The sequence below is a fragment of the Sphaerisporangium sp. TRM90804 genome, from assembly GCF_029846175.1.
Lineage (GTDB): Bacteria > Actinomycetota > Actinomycetes > Streptosporangiales > Streptosporangiaceae > Sphaerisporangium.
The window spans coordinates 85,214-106,343 of sequence record NZ_JARWAC010000018.1; the positions used below are offsets into that span (position 1 = coordinate 85,214).

The window sequence follows — 21,130 nt, forward strand, 5'->3', positions numbered from 1 at the left end:
GGCCGCGCCGTCCACCTCACGGTGTCCGGGCCCGGCTCTGCGCATGGCCGACCGCTTCCTCGCTCTGTGCGGGCGGGGGTCTTCAGCGTCCCGCGGGCCGTGTCATCCGGCGTACAGCTTGGCGGCGTACTGGGCGCCGTAGTAACGCTCCAGCTCCTCCAGGGACTCCTGGGTGGCCTGGACGGCCTTGACGATGGTGGCGTGCGACGGGAGCGCGCCGGGGTTCCAGGTCTCCGGGCTCCACAGGGACGAGCGCATGAACGCCTTGGCGCAGTGGAAGAAGATCTGGTCGATCTCGACGAGCAGGGCCAGCCTGGGCCGGTGCCCCTTGACGACCATCGCGTCGAAGAACGGCGCCTCACGCACCAGCCGGCCCCTGCCGTTGACGCGCAGGGTCTCGCCGCGGCCGGGGATCATGTACAGCAGGCCGACGTGCGGGTTGTCCAGGACGTTGGCGAACCCGTCCACGCGGCGGTTGCCGGGGCGGTCGGGGATGGCGATCGTGCTGTCGTCCAGGACGTGGGTGAACCCGGGCGGATCGCCCTTGGGCGAGACGTCGCAGCCGTCGGGGCCGGCGGTCGCCACCAGGCAGAACGGCGATGTCGCGAGCCATCTCCTGTCCATCTCGTGCAGGACCGCGCGCTCCTTGGCCAGTGCCCTCGGCATCGGCTCGCCGACCAGCTCGCGAAGCTCGGCCCGTGACGTGACCTCGACGTACCCCGAATCCCCCGGCACCGCGTCTCCTCACGGTCAGGCGGCCGGAACCGCCCGGCACGGGCGCGGACGACCCGGGGGCGGCGGGCGCGCGGCCGCGACACGCCCGAGATCATGCTACTTGTGCTTGAAGTAGACGAACAGGCGCCCGTGGTTCTTGGAGTCCTTGTCGATGCGGTGGTAGAGGGCCTTGATCTCCTTCTGGTCGAGGAAGCGCAGCACCTTCTTCTTGAGCTGCCCCGACCCCTTGCCCGGGATGATCTCGACCTCGGTGGCCTTCTTCCGCAGGGCCTCGTCGATGATGCCGCGCAGGGCGCGGTCGATCTCGCCGCCCCGGTTGTAGATGTCGTGGAGATCCAGCTTCAGCTTCACGCCCGCGATTCTACGGTGTGCGCTTTGGAACGTTCTTCCAACTGCGTCTATCACAGCTATCAACCGGAATGCCTACGGATTTAGGCAGATATTGCTGCAAGTCCGTTTGTGGAGCGATCTAGGCGCTGACTTTTCCGGCATCTAGACTCCGTCTGTGTTTGGTCGCCCCGGCTTCAAGGGGCGGTCAAGCTCTTGTCGCCCAACGGGGAGGGTGGGGTCCTCGTTTGTCGTGCCCTGCGGCGGGCGACGTGGCTCCTCCATGCCCGAGGGCGGCGAGTCCTAGCGGCTCACCAGGAGGTGTCGTGCCAAGCAAGCCCCTGCCCTCTTTCTTACGTCGAGCACGCCGTGTCACGGCCGTGGGCGTGAGTCTCGCGGTCGCCGGCGTGATGAGCCCGGCCGTTCCCGCGTTCGCGGAACCGACCCCATCGGCGGGTTCCACCGCCAAATGGACCGCGACGGCGCTCACCCCGGCCGACCGTGTCCAGGGCGCCAAGTCCCCCAGCGGAAAGCTGGCCAAGAGTGACACCGCGCTGTTCAAGGCCACCTCGGCCGCACCGGTCAGCGTGGTCGTCAAGCTGGACTACGACTCGCTCGCGGCCTACAAGGGCGGACTGAAGGGACTTCCGGGCACCAGCCCGCAGGTCACCGGCAAGAAACTGGACGTCAAGAGCTCGGCGGCCAAGGAGTACACCAAGCACATCGAGGGCGTCGAGAACACCTTCCTCGGCGAGCTCGGCAAGCGCGTCCCCGGCGCCCGGGCGGGCCAGAAGCTGCGCACCGTCTACGGCGGCGTCGCGGTGACCCTGCCGGCCAACAAGGCCGCCGAGCTGCTGCGCCTGCCCGGCGTGGCGGCGGTCCAGGAGGACAGGCTCCAGAAGCCGCTCACCGACTCCAGCCCCGCCTTCATCGGCGCGCCGACCATCTACAGCAAGCTCGGGGGCAGCGCGTCCTCGGGCAAGGGTGTCATCTTCGGCAGCCTGGACTCCGGCGCCTGGCCCGAGCACCCGTCGTTCAAGGACCCCGGCGGGCTGCCCGCGCCGCCGCCCACCACCGACGGCACGCCCCGCGTCTGCGACTTCGGCGACAACCCGCTGACCCCGGCAGCCGACGTGTTCGTCTGCAACAACAAGCTGATCGGCGGCGCGCCGTTCCTGGACACCTACAACGCCGTCTTCGGCGGCGAGGTGTACCCCGACAGCGCCCGTGACTCCAACGGCCACGGCACGCACACCGCCACCACCAGCGCCGGCGCCCGCGTGGCCGACGCCAACCCGCTCGGCATCAGCCGTGGCCCGATCAACGGCATCGCGCCCGCCGCCGCCGTGTCGGTCTACAAGGTCTGCGGCGCCGAGGGATGCTTCCCGTCCGACTCGGCCGCCGCGGTCGCGCGCGCCATCCTCGACGGCGTCCGGGTGATCAACTTCTCGATCTCCGGCGGCAGCGACCCCTACAGCGACCCGGTGGAGCTGGCGTTCCTGGACGCCTACGCCGCCGGCGTCTTCGTGTCGGCCTCCGCCGGCAACTCCGGCCCGGGCGCGAGCACCACGGACCACCGCAGCCCGTGGGTGACCACCGTCGCCGCGTCCACGCAGACCCGCACCTTCCGGTCCACCGTGACGCTCACCGGCGCCGGCGGCGCCACGGCCACGGTCTCGGGCGCCTCGATCACCGGCGGCGTCACCTCGCCGGTTCCGATCGTGTCGGCCGCGGCACCGCCGTACTCCAACGCGCTGTGCACCACCCCGGCGCCGGCCGGCCTGTTCACCGGCAAGATCGTCGCCTGTGAGCGCGGGCCGAACCGCGTCCTGAAGGGCTACAACGTCCGGGCCGGCGGCGCGGTCGGGATGATCCTGTACAACTCGACGCCGCTCGACGTCATGACCGACAACCACTGGATCCCGACGGTCCACATCGACCAGCCGGACTCCACCACCCTGCTGAACTTCCTGGCCGCCAACCCCGGCGCGACCGCCAAGTTCCCGCCGGGCGCCAAGACCACCTGGCAGGGCGACGCGATCACCTACTTCTCCTCGCGGGGACCGGGTGGCGACTTCCTCAAGCCGGACGTCACCGCGCCGGGCCTGCACATCCTCGCCGGCACCACGCCGACGCCGGAGTCGCCGCTCGAAGGCCCGCCCGGCAACCTGTACCAGGCCATCGCGGGCACCTCGATGTCGGCGCCGCACGTCGCCGGCGCCGCGGCCCTGCTGTTCGCGCTGCACCCGACCTGGACTCCCGGCCAGGTGAAGTCCGCGCTGGAGACCACGGCCAAGACCACGGTCACCAAGCAGGACCGCACCACCCCGGCCGACCCGTTCGACTTCGGCGGCGGGCGGATCGACCTCACCAAGGCCGGCGACCCCGGCCTGACCCTGGACGAGACGGCCGCGAACTACGCCGCCTCGGCCACCGACCCGCTGGGCCGGATCGACCTGAACCTGCCGTCGGTGAACGCGCCGACCATGCCGGGCATCATCACCGCCAAGCGCACGGTCACCAACGTCACCAACCAGACGCTGAACTACACCGCGACCGGCTCCGCGCCCAGCGGCGCCAACATCACGGTGCTGCCGCCGCTGTTCTCGGTGAAGCCCGGCAAGAGCGTCAAGCTGACCGTCGTCATCACGGCTCCCGAGCTGGCCGACGGGCAGTACTTCGGCCAGGTGAACCTCAAGCAGATCGGCGGCAGCCGCAACCTGCACCTGCCGGTCGCGTTCTTCCGTCAGGAGGGCGTGGTGCCGGTCGACCAGACCTGCGCCCCGAGCACCATCGCGAAGAACACCGGCGAGTCCACCTGCACGGTGACGGTCGAGAACACCACCCTGACCGACACCGAGATCACCGCGCTCAGCACGCTGGACTCCAAGCTCCGGCTCAACAGCGTGACCGGCGCCACCAAGATCGGCTCCCAGATCGCGACCGCCAAGGCCGACCTGCCCGGGCGCGAGCCCGACCGGCCGAGCATCGCCCCGGGGACCAGCCCCGCCGGCTACCTGCCGCTGGACGCCTTCGGCATCGCGCCGACGCCGATCGGCGACGAGGAGGCGCTCAACTTCACCGTCCCCGGCTACGTCTACGCCGGTAAGACCTACACCCGGATCGGCATCACCTCCAACGGGTACACCGTGGCCGGCGGCACCTCCGGGTCCGCCGACATCGAGTTCGCGCCGCAGACCCTGCCGGACCCGACCCCGCCGAACAACGTCCTGGCGCCGTACTGGACCGACCTGGACGGCACGGGCTCGCCCGGCGTCTACGTCGGAAGCCTCACCGACGGCGTCTCCGACTGGCTGGTCGTCGAATGGCGCCTGCGCCTGTACGGCACGTCCTCGGTGAAGGTGTTCCAGCAGTGGATCGGCCTCAACGGGGCCGAGGACATCACCTACACCTACGACCCGGACAACCTCCCCGGCGACCCCGGCGCGACCTACGGCCTGACCGTGGGCGCCGAGAACGCCGAGGGCACGGCCGGCGAGCAGATCTCCGGCCCGCCGACCGAGGACTACCGCGTCACCAGCACCCCCGGCGCCCCGGGCGGCAAGCTGACCTACACCATGAAGATCAAGGGCGTCACCTCCGGAGTCGGCTCGGTCACCACGGCCACCTCGACCCCCGAGGTGAAGGGCATCACCATCGAGGTAGACAAGATCACCGTCCAGTAACCCGACCCGTCCCCGAGACGGCAACCATCTGAGACGAAGAAGGGGCCCGGTGAGCAATCACCGGGCCCCTCTGTCGTCTGCGGCTCGGGGAACCATGGAGCCCGACGCGGAGGGCGGCTTGGGAGGCGGAATACTGCTCGGGCGGGACGGTGATCCGGCCGTCTGTGCGCGTCGACAGGAGCGGTGATGACCAAGACCATCGACAAGGTCGCCTGGATTCAGCTGGCGGAGGGGCGGATTCTCAGTACCCGGTCGCGGGGCAAGGAGGTCTACTACATTCCCGGCGGGAAGCGGGAGGCCGGGGAGAGTGACCTGGAGACGCTGGCCCGGGAGATCGACGAAGAGCTGGCCGTCACGATCATCGCGGGCACGGCCCGGCACGTCGGCACCTACCAGGCTCAGGCGCACGGGCACGCTGACGGGATCATCGTGCGGATGGCCTGCTACACCGCCGACTTCGACGGGACACCGGCGCCCAGCAGTGAGATCGAGGAGGTCGTCTGGCTGTCGTACACCGACCGCGATCGGGTGTCCCCGGTGGACCAGATCATCTTCGACGACCTGCACCAGGCCGGGCAGCTCCGCTGACGCCGGATACCGGGATACCGGGGCCGACGCCCAGGCATCGGCTCCGCTGACACCGGACGCCGGGGCGGCGGGCGGGCATCGGCTCCACTGAGTGACGGGCCGGCGGGAGCAGTGCGTAGGCATCGGCTCTCCCCGCGCCGCGCAGGTGGAGGTTGACTGATAGCGATATGCGGGGGTTCGGGGGGAAATACGATAGTAAAGTGACGATCTTTCGCCACGTACCGGAGCGCCACGGACTCATGCCAGGGACCGTCCGGCTAGGCGGGTGTCCGGCGGTCGTTTCCCATCGAGCTCAGGGAGTCGTACTTGCAGACGGGTTTCGGCGCGCCGCCTCCAGACCCCGGCGACGCGAAGACGATCGTCCAGTTCGTCGACCGCATGCGCGAGCTGAAAGCGTGGTCGGGCCGCTCGTACCGTCAGCTGGAGCGGAACGCGAGCCGGCACGGCGAGCACCTGTCGTACAGCACTCTCGCCGGCGCGCTCTCCCGCAACCAGTTGCCCCGGGAGGAGCTGCTCCGCGCCTTCGTCCTGGCCTGCGGCTGCGACACGAAGACCGCCGCCGCGTGGGTCGGCGTCCGCCAGACCCTCGCGATGCGGGCGCTCTCCGAGGCCGACCCGGCCCCGGTACCCGGTGAGCCGCTGACCGGTGAGACGGCGCCGCTCCAGACGGCGCCCGGTGAGCTCAAGCCCGATGAAGCCGTGCCCGGTGGGCCGAGGCCCGATGAAGCCGTGCCCGGTGGGTCGAAGCCCCATGAGGCCGTGTCCGGTGGGCCGGGGCCCGGTGAGGCGGTGCCCATCGGGCCAGAGGCCGGTGACTCGGTGAACGGTGTGACCGCGCCGGTCCGGGCGGAGCAGGAGCCGGGGGATGGCGTGCCAGGAGCGGGTTCCCGGCCGGAACCGCTCAAGCCGCGTCCGGGGTGGGGGCGGACGCGGTCCGCCAGGTTCGTAGGAGTGACCACTCTGCTCCTCTCGGGCGGGATGGTGATCGCCGCCCTCACCGACCGGTGGCCCTTCGAGCGCTCACCCGGCTCGGCCGTTCCCGGGACGACGACCTCCCCCGCGACCGGAAGCCAGGTGCCCGCCGCGTCGAAGCCCGCCGTCCTGCCCGGGGCGTACCGCCTGCGGCTCGCCCATTCGCGTCACTGCCTGTCCGAGCGGGAGGACTCCAAGGGCAGGATCCTGCAGATGCCGTGCGATCAGGCCTACCCGCCGATGACGCTTCGCGCGGAGGCGGACGGCACCTACCGCGTCACCACCGTCCATCCCAGCGAGGGGCCGGGCTGCATGGGCATCCGGTACGCGAACAAGGCGCCCGGCCCCTTCGTCTACGACGACTTCTGCGAGAGCACCAACTCGGGCGGCGAGCGTTTCCGCGTCGAGGCCGTCACCGCCCCGGTGCGCGGGTTCCGGATCCGCCCGGCGCACAACAAGCTCTGCTTCGGCGTACCCGGAGGCTCGCGCAAGGTGGGCGACCCCGTCTGGCAGTCGCCCTGCGACCCCGCCGCGCTCGATCAGGTGATCCTGCTCGAACCACGGTGGGCGGACCCGGATCTCGCCCGCAGGTGAGAGGCCGGGTTCAGGTCGGCCGCAAGGGCGCCCGCCGCCCAGAGAGCGCCTGACGGGGGCGGGCGCGCGGGGTCCCGCGGGCCGCCCGCGTCCCAGATCAGCTCGCCGCGACGGGTGACCAGCCGCGGGTCCGCGGGCAGGATTCCCCGGTGGACGACGGCCATGCCGCCCTGGAACCGGGTCTTGGCGCCTAGCGCGTCCAGAAGGGCGGCCACGCGGCGGCTGAACGTGCGTGCCGACATGTGCAGGTTGCGGCACGCGGTGGCGTCCGGCGTGCCCATGGCCAGCTCCTCCAGAACCGGCAGCAGGTACGCCGGCAGGCGCCATGGGTCGCCGGCGTCCGGGTTCCGTATCCGGAGCCCGGCCGAGCGTGTGTGTTCGGTGATGCCCGATCCGCTGTCTTCTCTGCTCATCTCTTCCCCCATGACCGTCTCCGGCTTCGTGACGGAGACGGCAGCCCGTTCGGCGGTCTCCGTTCCGGTCATCCGGTGCGCCGCGGCCTGGCCGAAATCGGCCGGTCGCACGGGTCATGATCTGTCCGCGGGACGGCGCCGGGGCAAGGGGGCGAGGTGTTCGGCTTTGTTCCGAACACCGTCGTGGCAGGTGAGACGGCATGCGGCGGGGCGGCGGTGGTACGTGGTGATCGATCGCCCGCGGGCGCCACGAGCGGCCCGGCCGGCGCGGGCACGCCTGGGATCGCGCCCGCGCCGACCGGCCCCGGACGCCGGGGCCGTACGGCCAGGCGCCCGGGGCCCCCGCGAGGCCCGGGCGCGCCGTTCGGTCACGGAATGCCCGTGTAGCCGATCGCCTGAAGGTGCTGCTGGAACAGGGCGGCGTACACGCTCGTCCCACGGCCGTTGGGATGCATGCTCGACCTGCTCGCGCACCTCAGGCTGTCGACGACGCAGTCGATCCCCGAGGGGAAGTCCCCACCGCCGGTCGAGGCGCCCAGCACTCCGTGGATCGAGTCGGCGTCCGCGTCCGGCAGCCTGCCCGACCCGCTGCACACCCCCTTGCCGGCGAAGGCCGGTATCGCGTCCGCGAACGACACCGGCGTCCCGCCCGCGGCCAGGCCCGCGACGACGTTCTTCTCGGCGTTCGCCGCATAGTGGGCCAGCCTGCTGAGCACCGCCACCTCGTTGGCGGTGAACTGCCACACGGCGTGCTCGCAGGCCTCGCCGGGCGCCATCAGCTCCGGGTAGCCCATGAGCACGATGCGCGCCTTCTTCGTCCTGCCGGCGTTGCCCGCATAGAAGTTGATGTTGTTCAGGACGCCCTTCACGCTGCCGCTCGTCCCGACCGGCGGGTCCACGACGGCGTCGATCCACGCCTTGCGGTTGTTCTCGAAGGCGGCGTCCTCGCAGAGTGACTGGGCGCACTTCTGCACACCGGAGGCGAAGCCCGCGTCGTTGCCCCCGATCGAGACGGCGACCAGCGTCGTGTTCTGGTCGACGTATCCGGAGGACAACTGGGCGGCCTCCCGGAACCTCCCCTCGGCCTCGCCGGAGTACTCGTCGGAGAAGGGTTTGGCCCAGAAGGCGGGCGACGGGTCCGTCATGGAGGTCGTCGTCGCGCCCGAGCACGCCACGAAGGCGAAGTCCAGCTGCGGGGAGAAGGCGTCGGCCAGCTCGCCGACCGTCTGCGTCTCACCGGGCAGGACGGTCTTCCTGATCCAGGCGTTGCGGCTTCGCCGGCAGGCGTTCCACTTCAAGGTGTCGTAGTCGAAGTCGGTCTCCTTGAGGTACTCCGGCGCACCCTCGCCGGAGGTGTAGGAGTCGCCCATCGCGACCACGAAGTGCTTGGGCTTCTTCTGCAGGACCTGGAAGGCGACCGCGTCCCAGGCCATCGGGACGGTGCCGTCACCCTCGTTGTTCAGCGTGGTCAGGCTGACCTTGGGATTGCCGGCGAACTCGAACGTGCCGAGGCTCTGCCAGGAGTTCTCCTCACGGCGCTGGGACAGGTAGCGGATCGCGGTGCGCCCGTTGCCCAGGTGGACGGTGTAGGGCGCCTGCTGCGTCTCGGCGCGCCGTTTGGGGACGTGGACCAGCACCCGCGCCCATCCGTTGATCGGATTACTCGTGTTCAGTGCCCAGGTGCCGGTCACCTGCATGACGGTGCCGTTGCTCGACGACCTTCGCGGGTAGGCGAACCACTCGTGCCCGCCGAACCCGTTGCCGAGCTGCTGGAAGTCGGCCCTGGCCGGCACCTTCCCGGCGGCGTCCTTGCCGAACTGGAAGCTCAGCGTGCCGGAGTTGGTCCACCCCCTGTTGTCGCACCCCCCGCGGATCGGCGGAGCCGAGGACGGGACGTCGTCGACGATCAGCACGTCGGTGGTCCCCCCGGTCTTGGCCGGCAGGCCCGGCGTCAGGCAGGTCGTCCAGGAGTCCGTCGGCTCCTCGCGCTCGGTGGAGGCGTACTTGGCCTCCGAGTAGCGGATCGTGCCCTCGGTCCCGCAGTCGGCCTGGCACGACTTCCACGACTTGGACGTGTGCCACCAGCATTTGGAGTTCGGCTCCTGGCACCTGCCCAGCGGAGGGAGCCCTCCGGGTGAGGCGGAGCCGGGCGAGCAGTTGTTGTGGGCGGTCCCGCCGGTCGACGCCGGCGCGCAGAAGGCGTTCACGTCCACCACGACCCTCGACCCCGCCGTCGTGAACGACGGCACGATCGCGGAACGGTAGGCCGAGGTGTTCCACCAGGCGGCGTTGTAGCCGGCCTGACCCACCCACTTCTGCTGGGCGGGGTCGAAGTAGAGCTTGCTGATGGGCCACGCCGCCCAGCCCAGCACCTTCTCCTGGTACGGCCAGTCCTGCGGGCGGGCGGCGTCGGCGTAGGCGTTCCCGTCCAGGAACGGGTGCCGGTCGAACCGGTACTGCGGGTTGGAGGGGTTGTTGGCCCAGCCGACGCCCCAGGCCCCGTTGTTCGGGGTGCCCTGGTAGGTGCCGCCGGCGTCCGCCTTGGCGTGCCAGCCGGAGTTGTAGGCCCACGTCGCGAAGTACCAGTTCTCGATGCGCGCCGGGTCACCGTTGTTGGCCTTCATCTGGCCGCCGGTGTCGGTGAGGATCTCGTTCCACTTCTTGCCCAGGGTCTGGATCCCGACCGCGATGTTGGTCACGTAGTCCAGGGCGATGGCGCGCTGCACCGCGGGGTCGTACAGGGTCTCCCCGGCCCTCGGGAAACCCTGCTTCCGCATGCCGTCGGTCTGCTGGGAGACGCCGTAACCACAGTCGGCGTCGGTGAAGTCGACCTCCCAGTCGTTCGCGGGGTTGGTGTCGTAGATCTTGAGCCCGTAGTAGTTGCCCACGAGCGGGTTGCCGGTCTCCCCCTCGGCCACGTTGCGCTGGGCCTGCCAGAGGTTCGACTCCTGCGCCAGGATGCCCAGGACGACGGACGTCGGGATCCGCCCGCCGCCCACCAGATCGGGCACGGGGAACAGCGTCTGGGGGTTCCACGCCGGGATGTTCACGCCCTTCCAGGTGGCAGCCCGGGTGACCGCCAGCCGGTTCTTGAAGACGAGCTGGTCCACGGCCCACTCCACCTGCCGCCAGTGCGGCTGGTAGACCTGGGTCAGCGGGTCGTTGCGCGGGATCGAGCAGGTGTACCCCTCGTCCACGGTGCCGACGCCGGTGGCCGGCGCGGCCGTGGTCGTCGTGAGCCCGGCCAGCCGGGGGTTGGCCGAGTGGCCGGTCGCCGCCTTGGGCGCCACCAGGGCGTCGGGCTCGACCTGGAAGGCGACCGGCGTCCGGCTCGCCGCGATCTCCGTGACCACCTCGATGGGCTCGGTGTCGGGGCCGCCGCCGGTGGAGCCGGAGATCGCGGTGTCCTTCGGGTCTGCCCGCCGTCCCTCGCGCAGGCCCCAGCGTGCCGCGGACTTCACGAGCAGGCCGCCGTGCGAGGAGACCTCGGCGCCGGGCGGGGCGGCCTTCACGGTGACCCCCGCCGGCAGCGCCTCCCTGCTGCGGGTGCTGCCGGTGAGGAACACGCGGCCACCCGCTCCGGAGCGGACCGACAGCTCCCCCAGGCGCCCGGTCGCCAGCTCCCGGGTCGCCCCCTTGTCGTGGTATCTGACCCGTACCTGCTCACCGGCCGCCTCGGCGAAGGCCACACCGCCGCCGGCGGTCGCGCGCAGGTCGAACGGGACGGAGCCGGTCTCGGCCAGCGAGGTGAGCTTCCCCGCGGGCGACACCGCGACCAGCCGGTTGCCCGCGGCCGCCGCCATGCCGTCCGCGACCGGTACCGCGGAGGTGACCTGCCCGGTCACCCTGGCCTTCCAGGCGACCCGCTTCGCCGCCGTGTCGACGAGCAGCAGCCCGCTCGACTCCTGCCCGTCGATGGTGCCCTGGGTCAGCGCGGCGGTGTCACCCGCGCCGCACCCGGGGTTGAAGTACGCGAGCGTCACCTGTTCCCGGAGCTTGGTCACCGCGCCGGACGCGACGTCGATGACGGCGGCGAAGCCGCCGCGGCTGAACAGCCAGGGCCGGTTGGTGAAGTGGCGGGGCGCGTACACCGCCACGATGCTCCGCCCGGAGCCGGTCAGGCACGCGTTGCCGACCCACTGGTCGGTGTCCATGCCCGGCTCGCTGAGCGTCGCGACCGTGCGCCACTGGTAGCCCGTGCTCTCCTCGGCGGCGAGCACGTGGAAGCCCGTGGCGTCACCGGCCGCCGCGACGGCGGTGTCCTTGGACGCCCGCCACTCCTTGGAGAGCAGCCTGTCGCGCTGGGCCGCCTCGACGGACGACCGTCCGGCGGGGTCGCCCAACGGCGCCGCCGAGCCGGGGGAAGGGGAGACGACCCGCGTCTGCGGCCGGGCGGGCTCCGTCACGGACGCCGCCGCGCCGATCTCACCCGCGATCACGGTGGCCAGGGAGACGACCACCACCAGGCCCGCCGTCACTACCTTACGAGCGCTTCGAAACGGCATGCGCACTCCAAGTTGGGAAAGACCGGCAGACACCCGATCTTCGCAAGAGGTAGCACACGCCCCGGACGCCCAACAAGCATTGTGGCGACTTCTCGCCATCATCTCGATTTCACCTGCGATCTCTTCCGCCGTCCCTTGCGCCGGGCGACACTCGCGTCACAAGATCCTGTCAGGCGGGACATTCCACGCACCCGCCGTCCATGAAATTCGAAGCGCATCACCGGCAGGAAGAAAGGGAAGCATTGAGATTCACCGCACGGCGGATGAGGAGCACCGGCGGAAAAGCCGCGTTGGCTCTCCTCATAACCAGCGCCGTATTCGGAGTCCTTCCCGCGACCGCGGCCTCGGCGGACGAGGTCACCTTCTGGAAGAACCGGGCCACCGAGAGGTTTCTGGAGGTGTGGTTCTCCCAGACCGGCGAGGGCGCCACCGTCGGGACGTGGGCCTGGAACGGAGGCCCGAACCAGCAGTGGTGGGAGTCGTCGTCGAACTCCTCCTACAACCACTACACGAATATGAACAGCGGACGGAAGCTATACGCCGCCCAGCAGTGCTACAGGGGCCTTTACCAGACGGACACGGCGTACAACAACAGCGACTTCCGCACCATCTTCGTCGAGGGCCGGTGGCAGCTCATCAGCCGCACGGGATGTGACGGCGACATCTACCACGACGTGGTCTCCCAGAGCCACGACAGTCCCGGAGCCTTCCAGGTCTACCTTTATCATTCGGGCGTTCCCGCGTACGAAAAGGGATGCCTTCTTAAGCCGGGCCTCCAGACGATCGCCGACTACTGCAACTGGGACGTATTCGTCCAGGGCTGAGATTCACGGAAGGTGCTCGCATGACAGAACGCAGCGGAGGACGGGGCCCCGGAAGGATCGCCGCCCTCGCTTTCACCACCGGAACCTCCGTCCTTCTCCTGAGCGGCGTCGTAGTGGCGGTCGCGGCGGCCTCCAACGGTCCTGCGGGGACGGAGCCCGCACCCACGGTCAGCGCCGGAGGCCCGTCCATGAACGCGAGCCAGGCTCCCGCCCCGTCCACACCAGCCGTCACCCCCGTCGTGGAGCCGCCGCTCGGAACCGTCTCCCAGGTACGGGCCCGGCAACGCACGCCCCGGCCGCTCGACCCGTACACCCCGCCGGCGAGCGAGCTGGAACTCCTGGCGAAGGGCCGCGATCTGGCGACCGTGGGGTGCATGCGCTCCCTCGGGTTCACCGGCTGGACGAACGGCAGCCTCGCCACCTCGACCTCCTCGTTCAAGGAAGCCGATCCCCTGGAGTACGTGGAACCCTCCGAGGCCGCCGCCGGCTACCAGGGAATGAAGGCCCGGCCGGCTCCCCGGGGGCAGGCGGCGGCCGGGAAGCGGTCCGCCGACACCACCGCAGCCCTGCTGGGCACGGGCGCGCGCCTGGAGAACGGCAAGGCCGTCCCCAAGGGCGGCTGTCTCAGCGAAGGCGACAAGAAGGTGCGGAGCCTCGCCGCCGCCGGAGACGTCGTCGAGCTGCCGGCCGACTCCCGCCTGCTGGCGACCGACGCGAAGTTCTCCGCGTTGCGCGACAGCCGCATGAAGCAGGCGTTCGGGAAGTGGAGCGCGTGCATGGCCGAGAGCGGCCTGCGGTACGGGACCCCCTTCGACGCCGGCAACGACTCCCGGTGGAACCGGCGTGAGGCGTCGACTGCGGCGGGGGCCGAGGAGAGGAAGGTGGCCGCGGCCGACGCGACCTGCCGGCAGCGGGTCAACCTGCAGGGCACCTACGAGGCCCTGGTGGTCGCCTACCAGAAGGCGACGGTCGAGCGGCTGCGGCAGCCGCTGATCGAGTCCGGGAAGATCTTCGACACCTGGCTCGCCAACGCGAAACGCACCATCGCCGCCGAGTGACCTACCGGGCTGACCCACCGGGGTGACCCACCGGGCTGACCCACCGGGCGCGGGCGCGAGATGCGCCCGCGCCCGACTCGTCCGCGCCGATCCGGAGCGGTGATCTCCGGCGGCACGGCGCTGGAGAAACGCCTCGTCGGACACCGGCCGCGTCGGACGCAAGCCTCGCCGGACGCCGACTACCGGAGCCAGGCGCGGATTCCGGCGAGGGCGCCGGGGCCGTAGTCGCCGGTCACGTCGCGGGCCAGGTCGGCGATGGTGACGGCGCGCAGGGCGGCGCGCCAGGCTTCGTCGGCGGCGGCCATGGCCCGGGAGACCGCGCACGGCACGAGGCAGGCCTCCGGCGGGGTCGCCAGGGGGCCCCGCTGCCGGATCTCGGTACACGCGAAAGCGGGCTCCGGGCCGTCGACGGCCTCGACCACCTGCAGCACCGTGACCAGCTCCGGGGCGCGGGTGAGGACGTAACCGCCCGCCTGCCCCTGGACCGATCGCACCAGGCCGGCGCGCGACAGGCTCTGCAGCTGTTTGGCCAGGTAGCTGGCTGAGACGTCGTGCAGCTCGGCCAGGCGCGCGGCCGGCACCGGACGGTCGGCGGCGGTCAGCACCACACAGCAGTGCAGCGCCCACTCGACGCCGCCGGACATCCTCATCGGCCCATCCTAGTTGACTCGGACAGAAGTTGTCCGAGTATCATCTCGGACAACGAACATCCGAGTTGTGGACGGCGAACGAGAGGCTGAGCTATGAAGATCGTGGTCATTGGAGGTACCGGGCTCATCGGGACGAGGGTCGTCGACAGGCTCCGCGAGCAGGGCCATGAGGCCGTGGCGGCGTCGCCGTCCACGGGCGTCGACATCCTCACCGGAGAGGGACTGGGCGAAGCGATGGCGGGCGCCCAGGTGGTCGTCGACGTGGCGAACTCGCCGTCCTTCGAGGCCGCGGCGGCGCTGGAGTTCTTCCAGACCGCGGGCCGCAACATCCAGGCCGCGGAGGCGGAGGCCGGCGTGACCCACCACGTCGCCCTGTCGGTGGTCGGCGCCGACCGCACGACCGGCGTCGGCTACTTCCGCGCGAAGATCGCGCAGGAGGAGCTGATCAAGGCCGCCGCGGTGCCCTTCACGATCGTCCGCGCCACCCAGTTCTACGAGTTCGTCGGCGCCATCGCCGACGCCGGCACCCAGGACGGCACCGTCCGGCTGCCGCCCGTCCTGATGCGCCCGGTGGCGGCCGACGACGTCGCCGCCACGCTGGCCGAGGTCGCCACCGGCGCGCCGGTGAACGCCACCGTCGAGCTGGCCGGCCCCGACGCGCTGCCCATGGACGAGCTGGCCCGCAGGGTCCTGGACGCCGGCCACGACGCGCGCGAGGTCGTCACCGACGCCGAGGCCGGCTACTTCGGCACGAAGGTCGACGACCACTCCCTCACCCCCGGTGACGCGCCCCGCGTCGGCCCGACCCGGTTCGCCGACTGGCTCGCCGGAGCCAAGCCCCGCGGCTAGCGGAACGGCTTCTCGCCGGGCACCCCGCGTTCCCCCGACTCGGGCACCCCGCGTTCCCCCGACTCGGGCACCCCGCGTTCCCCCGGACTCGGGAGCCGCGGGAGTGGCCGCCCAGGGATGATCAGCGGCGCCGCAGTGCCGGGTCGAGCAGCGCGGGCGGGGTGTCGTACTTCAGCTCCGGGGACAGGTCGACCCCGGGAGCGACGATCGTGTCGATGGCGTCGAGCACATCGGCGGAGAGCACGGTGTCGGCGGCGGCGAGGTTCGAGCGCAGGTGGTCCAGCGTCCGGGGGCCGATGATCGCGCTGGTCACGCCCGGATGCGCGGTCACGAAGCCGAGCGCGAGCTGGATCATGGTCAGGTCGGCCTCGGCGGCGACCTCGGCCAGCCGCTCGACGGCGTCGAGCTTGGCCCGGTTGGCGGGGATGGCGGGGTCGAAGCGTTGCGGCATGAACGTCGAGCGGCTGGTGGTGATCTCCCGGCCCTCGCGGATCGCGCCCGACAGCCAGCCCGAATCCAGCGGGCTCCACACCAGCACCCCCATGCCGTACTGCTCGGTCACGGGCAGCACGTGGGCCTCGATCCCGCGCTGCATGATCGAGTAACCGGGCTGTTCGGTGACGTACCGGCTGAGGTGATGCTCGCGGGCGGCCCACTGGGCCTGCACGATGCGGTACGCGGGGAAGGTCGAGGATCCGAAGTACCGGATCTTGCCCGCGCGCTGCAGGTCGGTCAACGCCGACAGCGTCTCCTCGTCGTCGGTGTTCGGGTCCCACCGGTGGATCTGGTAGAGATCGACGTGGTCCACACCGAGACGGCGCAGACTGTTGTCCAGCTCGGTGACCAGCCAGCGGCGCGAAGCGCCCTGATGGTTGCGCTCGTCGCCCATGGGCATGCTCGCCTTCGTGGCCAGCACGATGTCGTCGCGGCGGCCGGCGATGGCCTTGCCGACCATCTCCTCCGACTGGCCGGTGCTGTACATGTCGGCGGTGTCGATGAGGTTGATCCCGGCCTCGAGAGCGGCGTCGACGATGGCGGTGGCCTCGTCCTGTGCCGTGTTCCCGATCCTGCCGAAGTTCATCGCGCCGAGCGCGAGGGAGCTGACCTGCACACCGGTGCGGCCCAAGGTGCGGTACTGCATGAACGTCGTCCTCCATTGCGGGGTGAAGCGTGGTGGCGCTGCGTGGTTTGGCGGCAGGGTCCCGTTCTGGCATCATGAAAAGCGGAACCTCGCTCCGGTAACAATATACGGAGCGCTGTTCCGCTTGGCAAACGGTCATCGGAGGGAGCGGGCACGGTGAAGGGCAGCGACGAGTGCGCGGGGCGCGCGGCCCGGTCCAAGCGGGCCGACGCGCGGCGCAACGAGGAGACCCTGCTCGACGCGGCCGCCGCCGTCTTCGTCACCTCAGGCGTGGAGGCGCCGGTGCGCGACATCGCGGCCAAGGCCGGCGTCGGGATGGGCACGATCTACCGCCACTTCCCGACCCGGGCGGATCTCATCATCGCCGTCTACCGTCACCAGATCGAGGCCTGCGCCGAGGCGGGCCCGGCCCTGCTGGAGACCAGCGCGACCCCGCACGCCGCGCTGGGGCGCTGGATCGACCTCTTCGTCGACTTCCTGGTCACCAAGCACGGCCTCGCCGCCGTCCTGCAGTCCGACAACGCCGGCTTCGAGACGCTGCACGCCCACTTCCTCGACCGGCTCGTGCCCGTGTGCGCCCGGCTCCTCGACGCCGCGGTCGCCTCCGGGGAGATCCGGCCCGGCGTGGACGCCTACGAGCTCATGCGCGGCGTCGGGAACCTCTGCATAGGCGCGCCCGACGATCCCCGCTACGACGCACGCCGGCTGGTCGGATACCTCGTCGCGGGGCTGCACCGGCCGGGCTGACTCCTGTGGTCGCCCGGTGGCGCGGTGCGCGTCCGCCGCGCTAGCCGGCCTCGACGCGTACGACGGTCAGGGCGTGCCTGGCGTCGGCCTTGCGGAAGGGCATGATGGCCAGGGCGCCGTCACGGTAGTAGACACGGGCGGCGGCGCTCTCGCCGCCTGCCCGCTGGGGCAGCTCGGCGACCACGGCCGTTCCGCCGGTCGCGGCGTCCACCCTGAGCAGGCGCGGGACGGATCTGTACGCGCCGCCCTCCTCCATCACGAGCAGGCCCTTGTCCTCGGCACGGACGAAGGTGAGCCGGGTGGGGCTCGGCTTCGCGGACTGCCACAGCCGCTTGCCGGTGGTGAGATCGTAGGCCATCAGGACGTCGCCGCGCACCGCCGGGGAGGAGGCGACGTACAGGGTGTCGCCGCGCACCTGGGCGCGCAGCTCCTCGTAGCCGCCCTTGAGATAGGTCAGCCTGTTCGCCCAGGCGAACTCGATCCGCGCCCCGGCGCCGAACTGCCTGACGGCCTTGCCCGCGCCGTCCATGACGAGGAAGGAGGTGTCCCTCGGGTCGTCCCACGCGACCACGGCGGGATCGGCGGAGATCAGGCGGTCGGGGCCGCCGAGCAGCTTGAAGCGGTGCTCGCCGGCGACCGCGCCCGTCTTCCCGTCGAGCAGCAGGACGCTGTCACCGCCCTGGGTGCACTGCACGCTGACCGCCGCCCGCCCGGAGGCGGCGACCACCATGTTCACGGCCTTGCACGACTCCCCGATCGCCCTGGTCCACACCTTCCCGCCGTCGGACAGCCGGTGGCCGGAGACCTGCCCCCAGGTGCGCACGAGCAGCACGTCACCGGCGATCCACAGGCCCGGGGCGTACAGGTTCTCGTCCCCCCTGCGCGCGAGGCCCGGCCTCTCCTTCGACTCCGGGACCCTGACCCGCCAGAGGATCTTGCCGGTCGCGGCGTCGACGCCGGCCACCCGGTCGCAGCGCTCGGCGGTGCCGTAGGCGATCGCGCCCCGGGTGCCGGCGAGGTCGGGGGTCGCCGAGCACAGCTGCCCGCCCGGCGAGGGCGTGCCCCAGACCCGCTTGCCGGTCGCCAGGTCGTAGGCGTGCATCCCGTCCTCCTGCGCCCGGATGACGGCGGTGCCGCTCATCCAGGCGCCGAACGCGATCGAGTCGTTCCGGTCCGCGAGCTCGAAGCCGGGGACGGTGAACGGCACCTGCCACAGGCCCGCGCCGCCCGTACCGGAGTCGTCGCCGAAGCCGCCCGCCACGACGTACGCCGTGCCGGTGCCCAGGCTCAGCAGCCAGGTGACGCAGAGCGCGGCGACCAGGACGATCTTCAGCGGGCCCGCCTTCTTCGCCGTAGCGGCGTGCCGCGGGTCGGCCTGCGCGCTGGGAGGATCCGGCGGCGCCCCGGGCGGCGTCCCCTGCTGGTGGCCGGGATAGGGCGGGTGCGCGGACGCCCCGGGCGGCGGGACCTGCCACGGCGGACCCTGCGGCGGCATGCCGGAGGGCGGGCCCTGAGCAGCCCCAAACGGGCCCTGCGGCGGCCCTCCCGGGGGCCGGTCCCGCGGCATGCCCTGTGGCGGGATGCCCTGTGGCGGCATCCCCGGGGGCGGCCCCTGCGGCCCCCCGGGCTGCGGGTAACCTCGCGGCTCCCCCCCGGGCGGTGGGTAACCCCGCGCCGGAGGCCCCTGCGGCGCCCCGGGAACCGGGTAGCCCTGCGGCGTCCCGGGCGGCGGGTAACCCCGCGCAGGGGGGCCCTGCGGCGCTCCGGGATCAGGGTGACCCTGCGGCGCCCCGGGCGGCGGGTAGGCCTGCGCAGGGGGCCCTTGCGGTGCTCCGGGAGCGGGCGGGTCCTGCGGCGGCCGGTGGCGGGCGCCCTGCAGAGGGCCGTGCTGCCAGGAGCCGGGGTAGCCGGGCGGCGGGGCGTCGCTTGGGTCGGTCATCGCTGTCCTCTTCCCGATCAGCCGAGCTGCCGGCGGACGTAGTCGGCCCACTTCGGGCGGAAATCCGCCATGTCGACGCCGACCTCCTTACGCAGCGCGTCGGCGCTGGACTCGCCCTGGTAGTGCGCGACGACGAACGCGAGCATCTTCCGTTCGCCGTACTTCTCGGCGATCATCCGGATGGCGAGATGGCCCATCAGGTAGTTGACGCTGCCCATGCCTTCGGCTTCCCAGTCGAAGTTGCTCGGGATGTCGTCCCGGAACTGGAACGGCAGCCGCCCGGCGAGGTAGGCGCGGCCCGAGTCGTAGCGGACGTTGGCGCTGATCGGCCTGCCCCGGTTGGCCACGTACTCGGCGAAGCCCTCGACGATCCAGTTGTCCAGCCCCAGGAACGACACCATCCTGCCCTTCTCCAGGCTGGCGACCATCGAGTGGGCGAACTCGTGCCGGAAGATCTCCTGCGAACCCGCGGTGGTCGTGAAGAAGGGCGCGGTGAGGTCCAGCACGACCCTGCTGCCGCCGATCGCCAGCTCGTCCTTGCCCCCGTTGCCGTCCTTCTTCCAGACCGGCATGGGGATGGAGACGCCGGACTCGGTGGCCTTGGCCTTGCGGAACAGGTTGCCGAGCTGGGTCGCGCCCTTGACCAGCGCGACGACGAAGCCCTTGGGCACCGCCGTCGCCGGCGGCCCGTGCTCGCCGAGGTAGGCCAGGTTGTCGACGGCGGTCCGCTCGGCGACCGGCGCCAGCCTTCTGGCCTGGGCGGCGAGGCTGGGATGGGCCATCACGATCGCGTGTTCGGTCTTGGTGAAGGCGATGTCGGGCCAGATGTCCCAGGGGCCGGGGTAGTAGACGGTCTCGGACTCGCCGATCGGCGCGGGAGCCCCGCCCACCTTGGTGACCGTGAGCGGGGCCTTGGCCCCGCTCTTGGTGACGGTCCAGCGGTACCACTCCGAGACGGGGCCGAGGTCGATGCCCTCGAACCGGTGGACGAAGGCCACGTCCAGCGTGAACGTCACGGCCCGCCCGAAGCTGTCCTGCGTGGGCCCCCGCTGCTGCATGGTCTGGTAGGACATCTCGGTCAGCGGCAGCTTGCGCAGGTTGGCGAAGGTCGTGGCCTGCCGCTGGACGAGGGCGGCGTTCTTCTGGTCGAAGATCGAGGTGTAGGCCTTGGCGTCGCCGTCGTTCAGCGCCTTGGTGTGGCGGGCGAGCAGCGCGTCCAGGTCCTTGGTGGTGACGACGACGGCGCCGGCGGCGGGCCCCGCCTCGTACGGGTCGTACGAGGCCTTGTTCCCCCGGATCGTGACCCCGGCCACGGCCCCGCCGATCATCGTCACCACCGACGCGACGGCCATGAACGTGATCAGGATCGCGGTGCCGCGGCGTCGCGGCGCTACCGGCGCCGGCTGCCCCCACTGCGGGTGCTGAGGCCCCGGCGCGAAACCCTGCCCACCCGGCGGGAGCGCCTGCCCCGGCGGGAACCCCCGCTGCCCCGGCGGGAGCGCCTGCCCCGGCGGGAAGCCCTGCTGCCCCGGCGGGAACCCCCGCTGCTCCGGCGCGAGGCCCTGCCCACCCGGCGGGAAGCCCTGCTGTCCCGGCGGGGGCGGCTGCCCCGGGCCGGACGGCGGGTGCCCCTGCGGGAACGGCTGTCCCGGCGGGGAGAACCGCGGGTGCGAAGGCTCCCCCTGAGCCGCCCGCCACCCCTGCGGGTTCCGCCGCCCGTCGTCGGCGTCCGGCCACGCCGGCTGGTGCTGAGGATGAGACGGGCCGGGTTGATGGAACTGTTCTGACGTCACTCTTGCCCCACGTTGCCCCACGAGTTACAGAACGCCCCGAACCCTACAGGTTCATGAACGACAACCGAGGGGATTCATCGCGAGGCGTCTCAGGCCCTGGACGCGAACGGGCTCCCGCGGGCGGGAAGCCGCGTGGCGGCCCTGGTCGCCCACCCCGCGGACGTGAAACCCCGGTGATACCAGGCCCCTCTACGTTCCTCGCGACAGCGTCGGACGCTGTCCGGGGTCGGGGTCGACGTCCACGAGACACCCGCTCACGCTGCCTCGGCCGGGTGAGCAGGTGATCCCGCCCTGTCTGAAAGCGGAGCG

General features: G+C 71.5%; 16 protein-coding genes. 8 read left to right on the plus strand and 8 right to left on the minus strand.

The genetic code is table 11. The annotated features are described in order from the left end of the window. Positions 1-102 precede the first annotated feature (102 nt). On the minus strand, positions 103-735 hold the full coding sequence (locus PYR91_RS23950) for a pyridoxamine 5'-phosphate oxidase family protein (RefSeq protein ID WP_279783000.1): 633 nt from the start codon (positions 733-735) through the stop codon (positions 103-105). A gap of 96 nt (positions 736-831) precedes the next feature. Continuing rightward, positions 832-1,086, minus strand: a complete 255-nt coding sequence (locus tag PYR91_RS23955) for a Smr/MutS family protein (protein WP_279783001.1) — start codon at positions 1,084-1,086, stop codon at positions 832-834. Positions 1,087-1,448: 362 nt separating this feature from the next. Here PYR91_RS23955 and PYR91_RS23960 point away from each other — a divergent pair, with 362 nt between their 5' ends. From PYR91_RS23960 to PYR91_RS23970, 3 genes are all read left to right on the plus strand, one after another. Then, positions 1,449-4,748, plus strand: coding sequence for a S8 family serine peptidase (locus tag PYR91_RS23960; RefSeq protein WP_279783003.1), 3,300 nt, complete (start codon positions 1,449-1,451; stop codon positions 4,746-4,748). Between the two features lie 186 nt (positions 4,749-4,934). After that, positions 4,935-5,336 (plus strand): NUDIX domain-containing protein, encoded by a 402-nt coding sequence (locus PYR91_RS23965; protein ID WP_279783005.1) that lies wholly within the window; start codon positions 4,935-4,937, stop codon positions 5,334-5,336. 306 nt (positions 5,337-5,642) lie between these two features. Beyond that, a complete protein-coding gene (locus PYR91_RS23970) occupies positions 5,643-6,902 on the plus strand; it encodes a hypothetical protein (protein ID WP_279783007.1) in 1,260 nt (419 codons plus the stop codon). Here PYR91_RS23970 and PYR91_RS23975 read toward each other — a convergent pair. After that, positions 6,848-7,315, minus strand: coding sequence for a hypothetical protein (locus PYR91_RS23975; RefSeq protein WP_279783009.1), 468 nt, complete (start codon positions 7,313-7,315; stop codon positions 6,848-6,850). The two genes, PYR91_RS23970 and PYR91_RS23975, sit on opposite strands and share 55 nt — an antisense overlap. Positions 7,316-7,683: 368 nt before the next feature. Beyond that, positions 7,684-11,820 (minus strand): hypothetical protein, encoded by a 4,137-nt coding sequence (locus PYR91_RS23980; protein ID WP_279783010.1) that lies wholly within the window; start codon positions 11,818-11,820, stop codon positions 7,684-7,686. A 200-nt stretch (positions 11,821-12,020) separates the two neighbouring features. On the opposite strand from PYR91_RS23980, the gene PYR91_RS23985 reads away from it, so the two are divergent. Both PYR91_RS23985 and PYR91_RS23990 read left to right on the plus strand, forming a co-directional pair. Next, the gene (locus PYR91_RS23985; RefSeq protein WP_279783012.1) at positions 12,021-12,644 is read left to right on the plus strand and encodes an RICIN domain-containing protein; all 624 of its coding nucleotides are present in this window, start codon (positions 12,021-12,023) and stop codon (positions 12,642-12,644) included. A gap of 20 nt (positions 12,645-12,664) precedes the next feature. Beyond that, complete coding sequence (locus PYR91_RS23990; protein WP_279783014.1) at positions 12,665-13,702, plus strand: hypothetical protein; 1,038 nt, start codon at positions 12,665-12,667, stop codon at positions 13,700-13,702. A 179-nt stretch (positions 13,703-13,881) separates the two neighbouring features. Here the strand turns inward: PYR91_RS23990 and PYR91_RS23995 are convergent, their stop codons facing one another. After that, entirely contained in the window at positions 13,882-14,352 is a 471-nt protein-coding gene (locus PYR91_RS23995) for an Rrf2 family transcriptional regulator (RefSeq protein WP_279783016.1), read from the minus strand. A 93-nt stretch (positions 14,353-14,445) separates the two neighbouring features. Between PYR91_RS23995 and PYR91_RS24000 the strand changes: the two genes are divergently transcribed. Continuing rightward, positions 14,446-15,201: an SDR family oxidoreductase gene (locus tag PYR91_RS24000; protein ID WP_279783018.1), complete on the plus strand. Its 756-nt coding sequence runs from the start codon at positions 14,446-14,448 to the stop codon at positions 15,199-15,201. Positions 15,202-15,322: 121 nt separating this feature from the next. On the opposite strand, the gene PYR91_RS24005 is transcribed toward PYR91_RS24000, so the two are convergent. Further along, positions 15,323-16,342 carry an aldo/keto reductase gene (locus PYR91_RS24005; RefSeq protein ID WP_279783020.1) on the minus strand — a complete coding sequence of 340 codons (1,020 nt, stop codon included), beginning with the start codon at positions 16,340-16,342 and terminating at the stop codon, positions 15,323-15,325. Positions 16,343-16,498: 156 nt separating this feature from the next. On the opposite strand from PYR91_RS24005, the gene PYR91_RS24010 reads away from it, so the two are divergent. Then, the gene (locus PYR91_RS24010) at positions 16,499-17,089 is read left to right on the plus strand and encodes a TetR/AcrR family transcriptional regulator (protein WP_279783022.1); all 591 of its coding nucleotides are present in this window, start codon (positions 16,499-16,501) and stop codon (positions 17,087-17,089) included. Positions 17,090-17,129: 40 nt separating this feature from the next. Here PYR91_RS24010 and PYR91_RS24015 read toward each other — a convergent pair whose 3' ends face one another. Together PYR91_RS24015 and PYR91_RS24020 are read right to left on the minus strand one after the other, a co-directional pair. Continuing rightward, complete coding sequence (locus tag PYR91_RS24015; RefSeq protein ID WP_279783023.1) at positions 17,130-18,584, minus strand: PQQ-binding-like beta-propeller repeat protein; 1,455 nt, start codon at positions 18,582-18,584, stop codon at positions 17,130-17,132. Positions 18,585-19,045: 461 nt separating this feature from the next. Then, entirely contained in the window at positions 19,046-20,380 is a 1,335-nt protein-coding gene (locus PYR91_RS24020) for a hypothetical protein (RefSeq protein ID WP_279783024.1), read from the minus strand. Between the two features lie 66 nt (positions 20,381-20,446). On the opposite strand from PYR91_RS24020, the gene PYR91_RS24025 reads away from it, so the two are divergent. After that, positions 20,447-20,815 carry a hypothetical protein gene (locus tag PYR91_RS24025; protein ID WP_279783025.1) on the plus strand — a complete coding sequence of 123 codons (369 nt, stop codon included), beginning with the start codon at positions 20,447-20,449 and terminating at the stop codon, positions 20,813-20,815. The last annotated feature ends 315 nt before the right edge of the window (positions 20,816-21,130 follow it).

Coding starts and splice junctions, on each gene's coding strand:
- PYR91_RS23995 (WP_279783016.1), bottom strand. CDS start 14,352: ATGAGGATGTCCGGCGGCGTCGAGTGGGCGCTGCACTGCTGTGTGGTG.
- PYR91_RS24020 (WP_279783024.1), bottom strand. CDS start 20,380: ATGGCCGTCGCGTCGGTGGTGACGATGATCGGCGGGGCCGTGGCCGGG.
- PYR91_RS24005 (WP_279783020.1), bottom strand. CDS start 16,342: ATGCAGTACCGCACCTTGGGCCGCACCGGTGTGCAGGTCAGCTCCCTC.
- PYR91_RS23975 (WP_279783009.1), bottom strand. CDS start 7,315: ATGAGCAGAGAAGACAGCGGATCGGGCATCACCGAACACACACGCTCG.
- PYR91_RS24000 (WP_279783018.1), top strand. CDS start 14,446: ATGAAGATCGTGGTCATTGGAGGTACCGGGCTCATCGGGACGAGGGTC.
- PYR91_RS23990 (WP_279783014.1), top strand. CDS start 12,665: ATGACAGAACGCAGCGGAGGACGGGGCCCCGGAAGGATCGCCGCCCTC.
- PYR91_RS23980 (WP_279783010.1), bottom strand. CDS start 11,820: ATGCCGTTTCGAAGCGCTCGTAAGGTAGTGACGGCGGGCCTGGTGGTG.
- PYR91_RS23965 (WP_279783005.1), top strand. CDS start 4,935: ATGACCAAGACCATCGACAAGGTCGCCTGGATTCAGCTGGCGGAGGGG.
- PYR91_RS23985 (WP_279783012.1), top strand. CDS start 12,021: ATGAAATTCGAAGCGCATCACCGGCAGGAAGAAAGGGAAGCATTGAGA.
- PYR91_RS24015 (WP_279783023.1), bottom strand. CDS start 18,584: ATGCCGCCGCAGGGTCCGCCGTGGCAGGTCCCGCCGCCCGGGGCGTCC.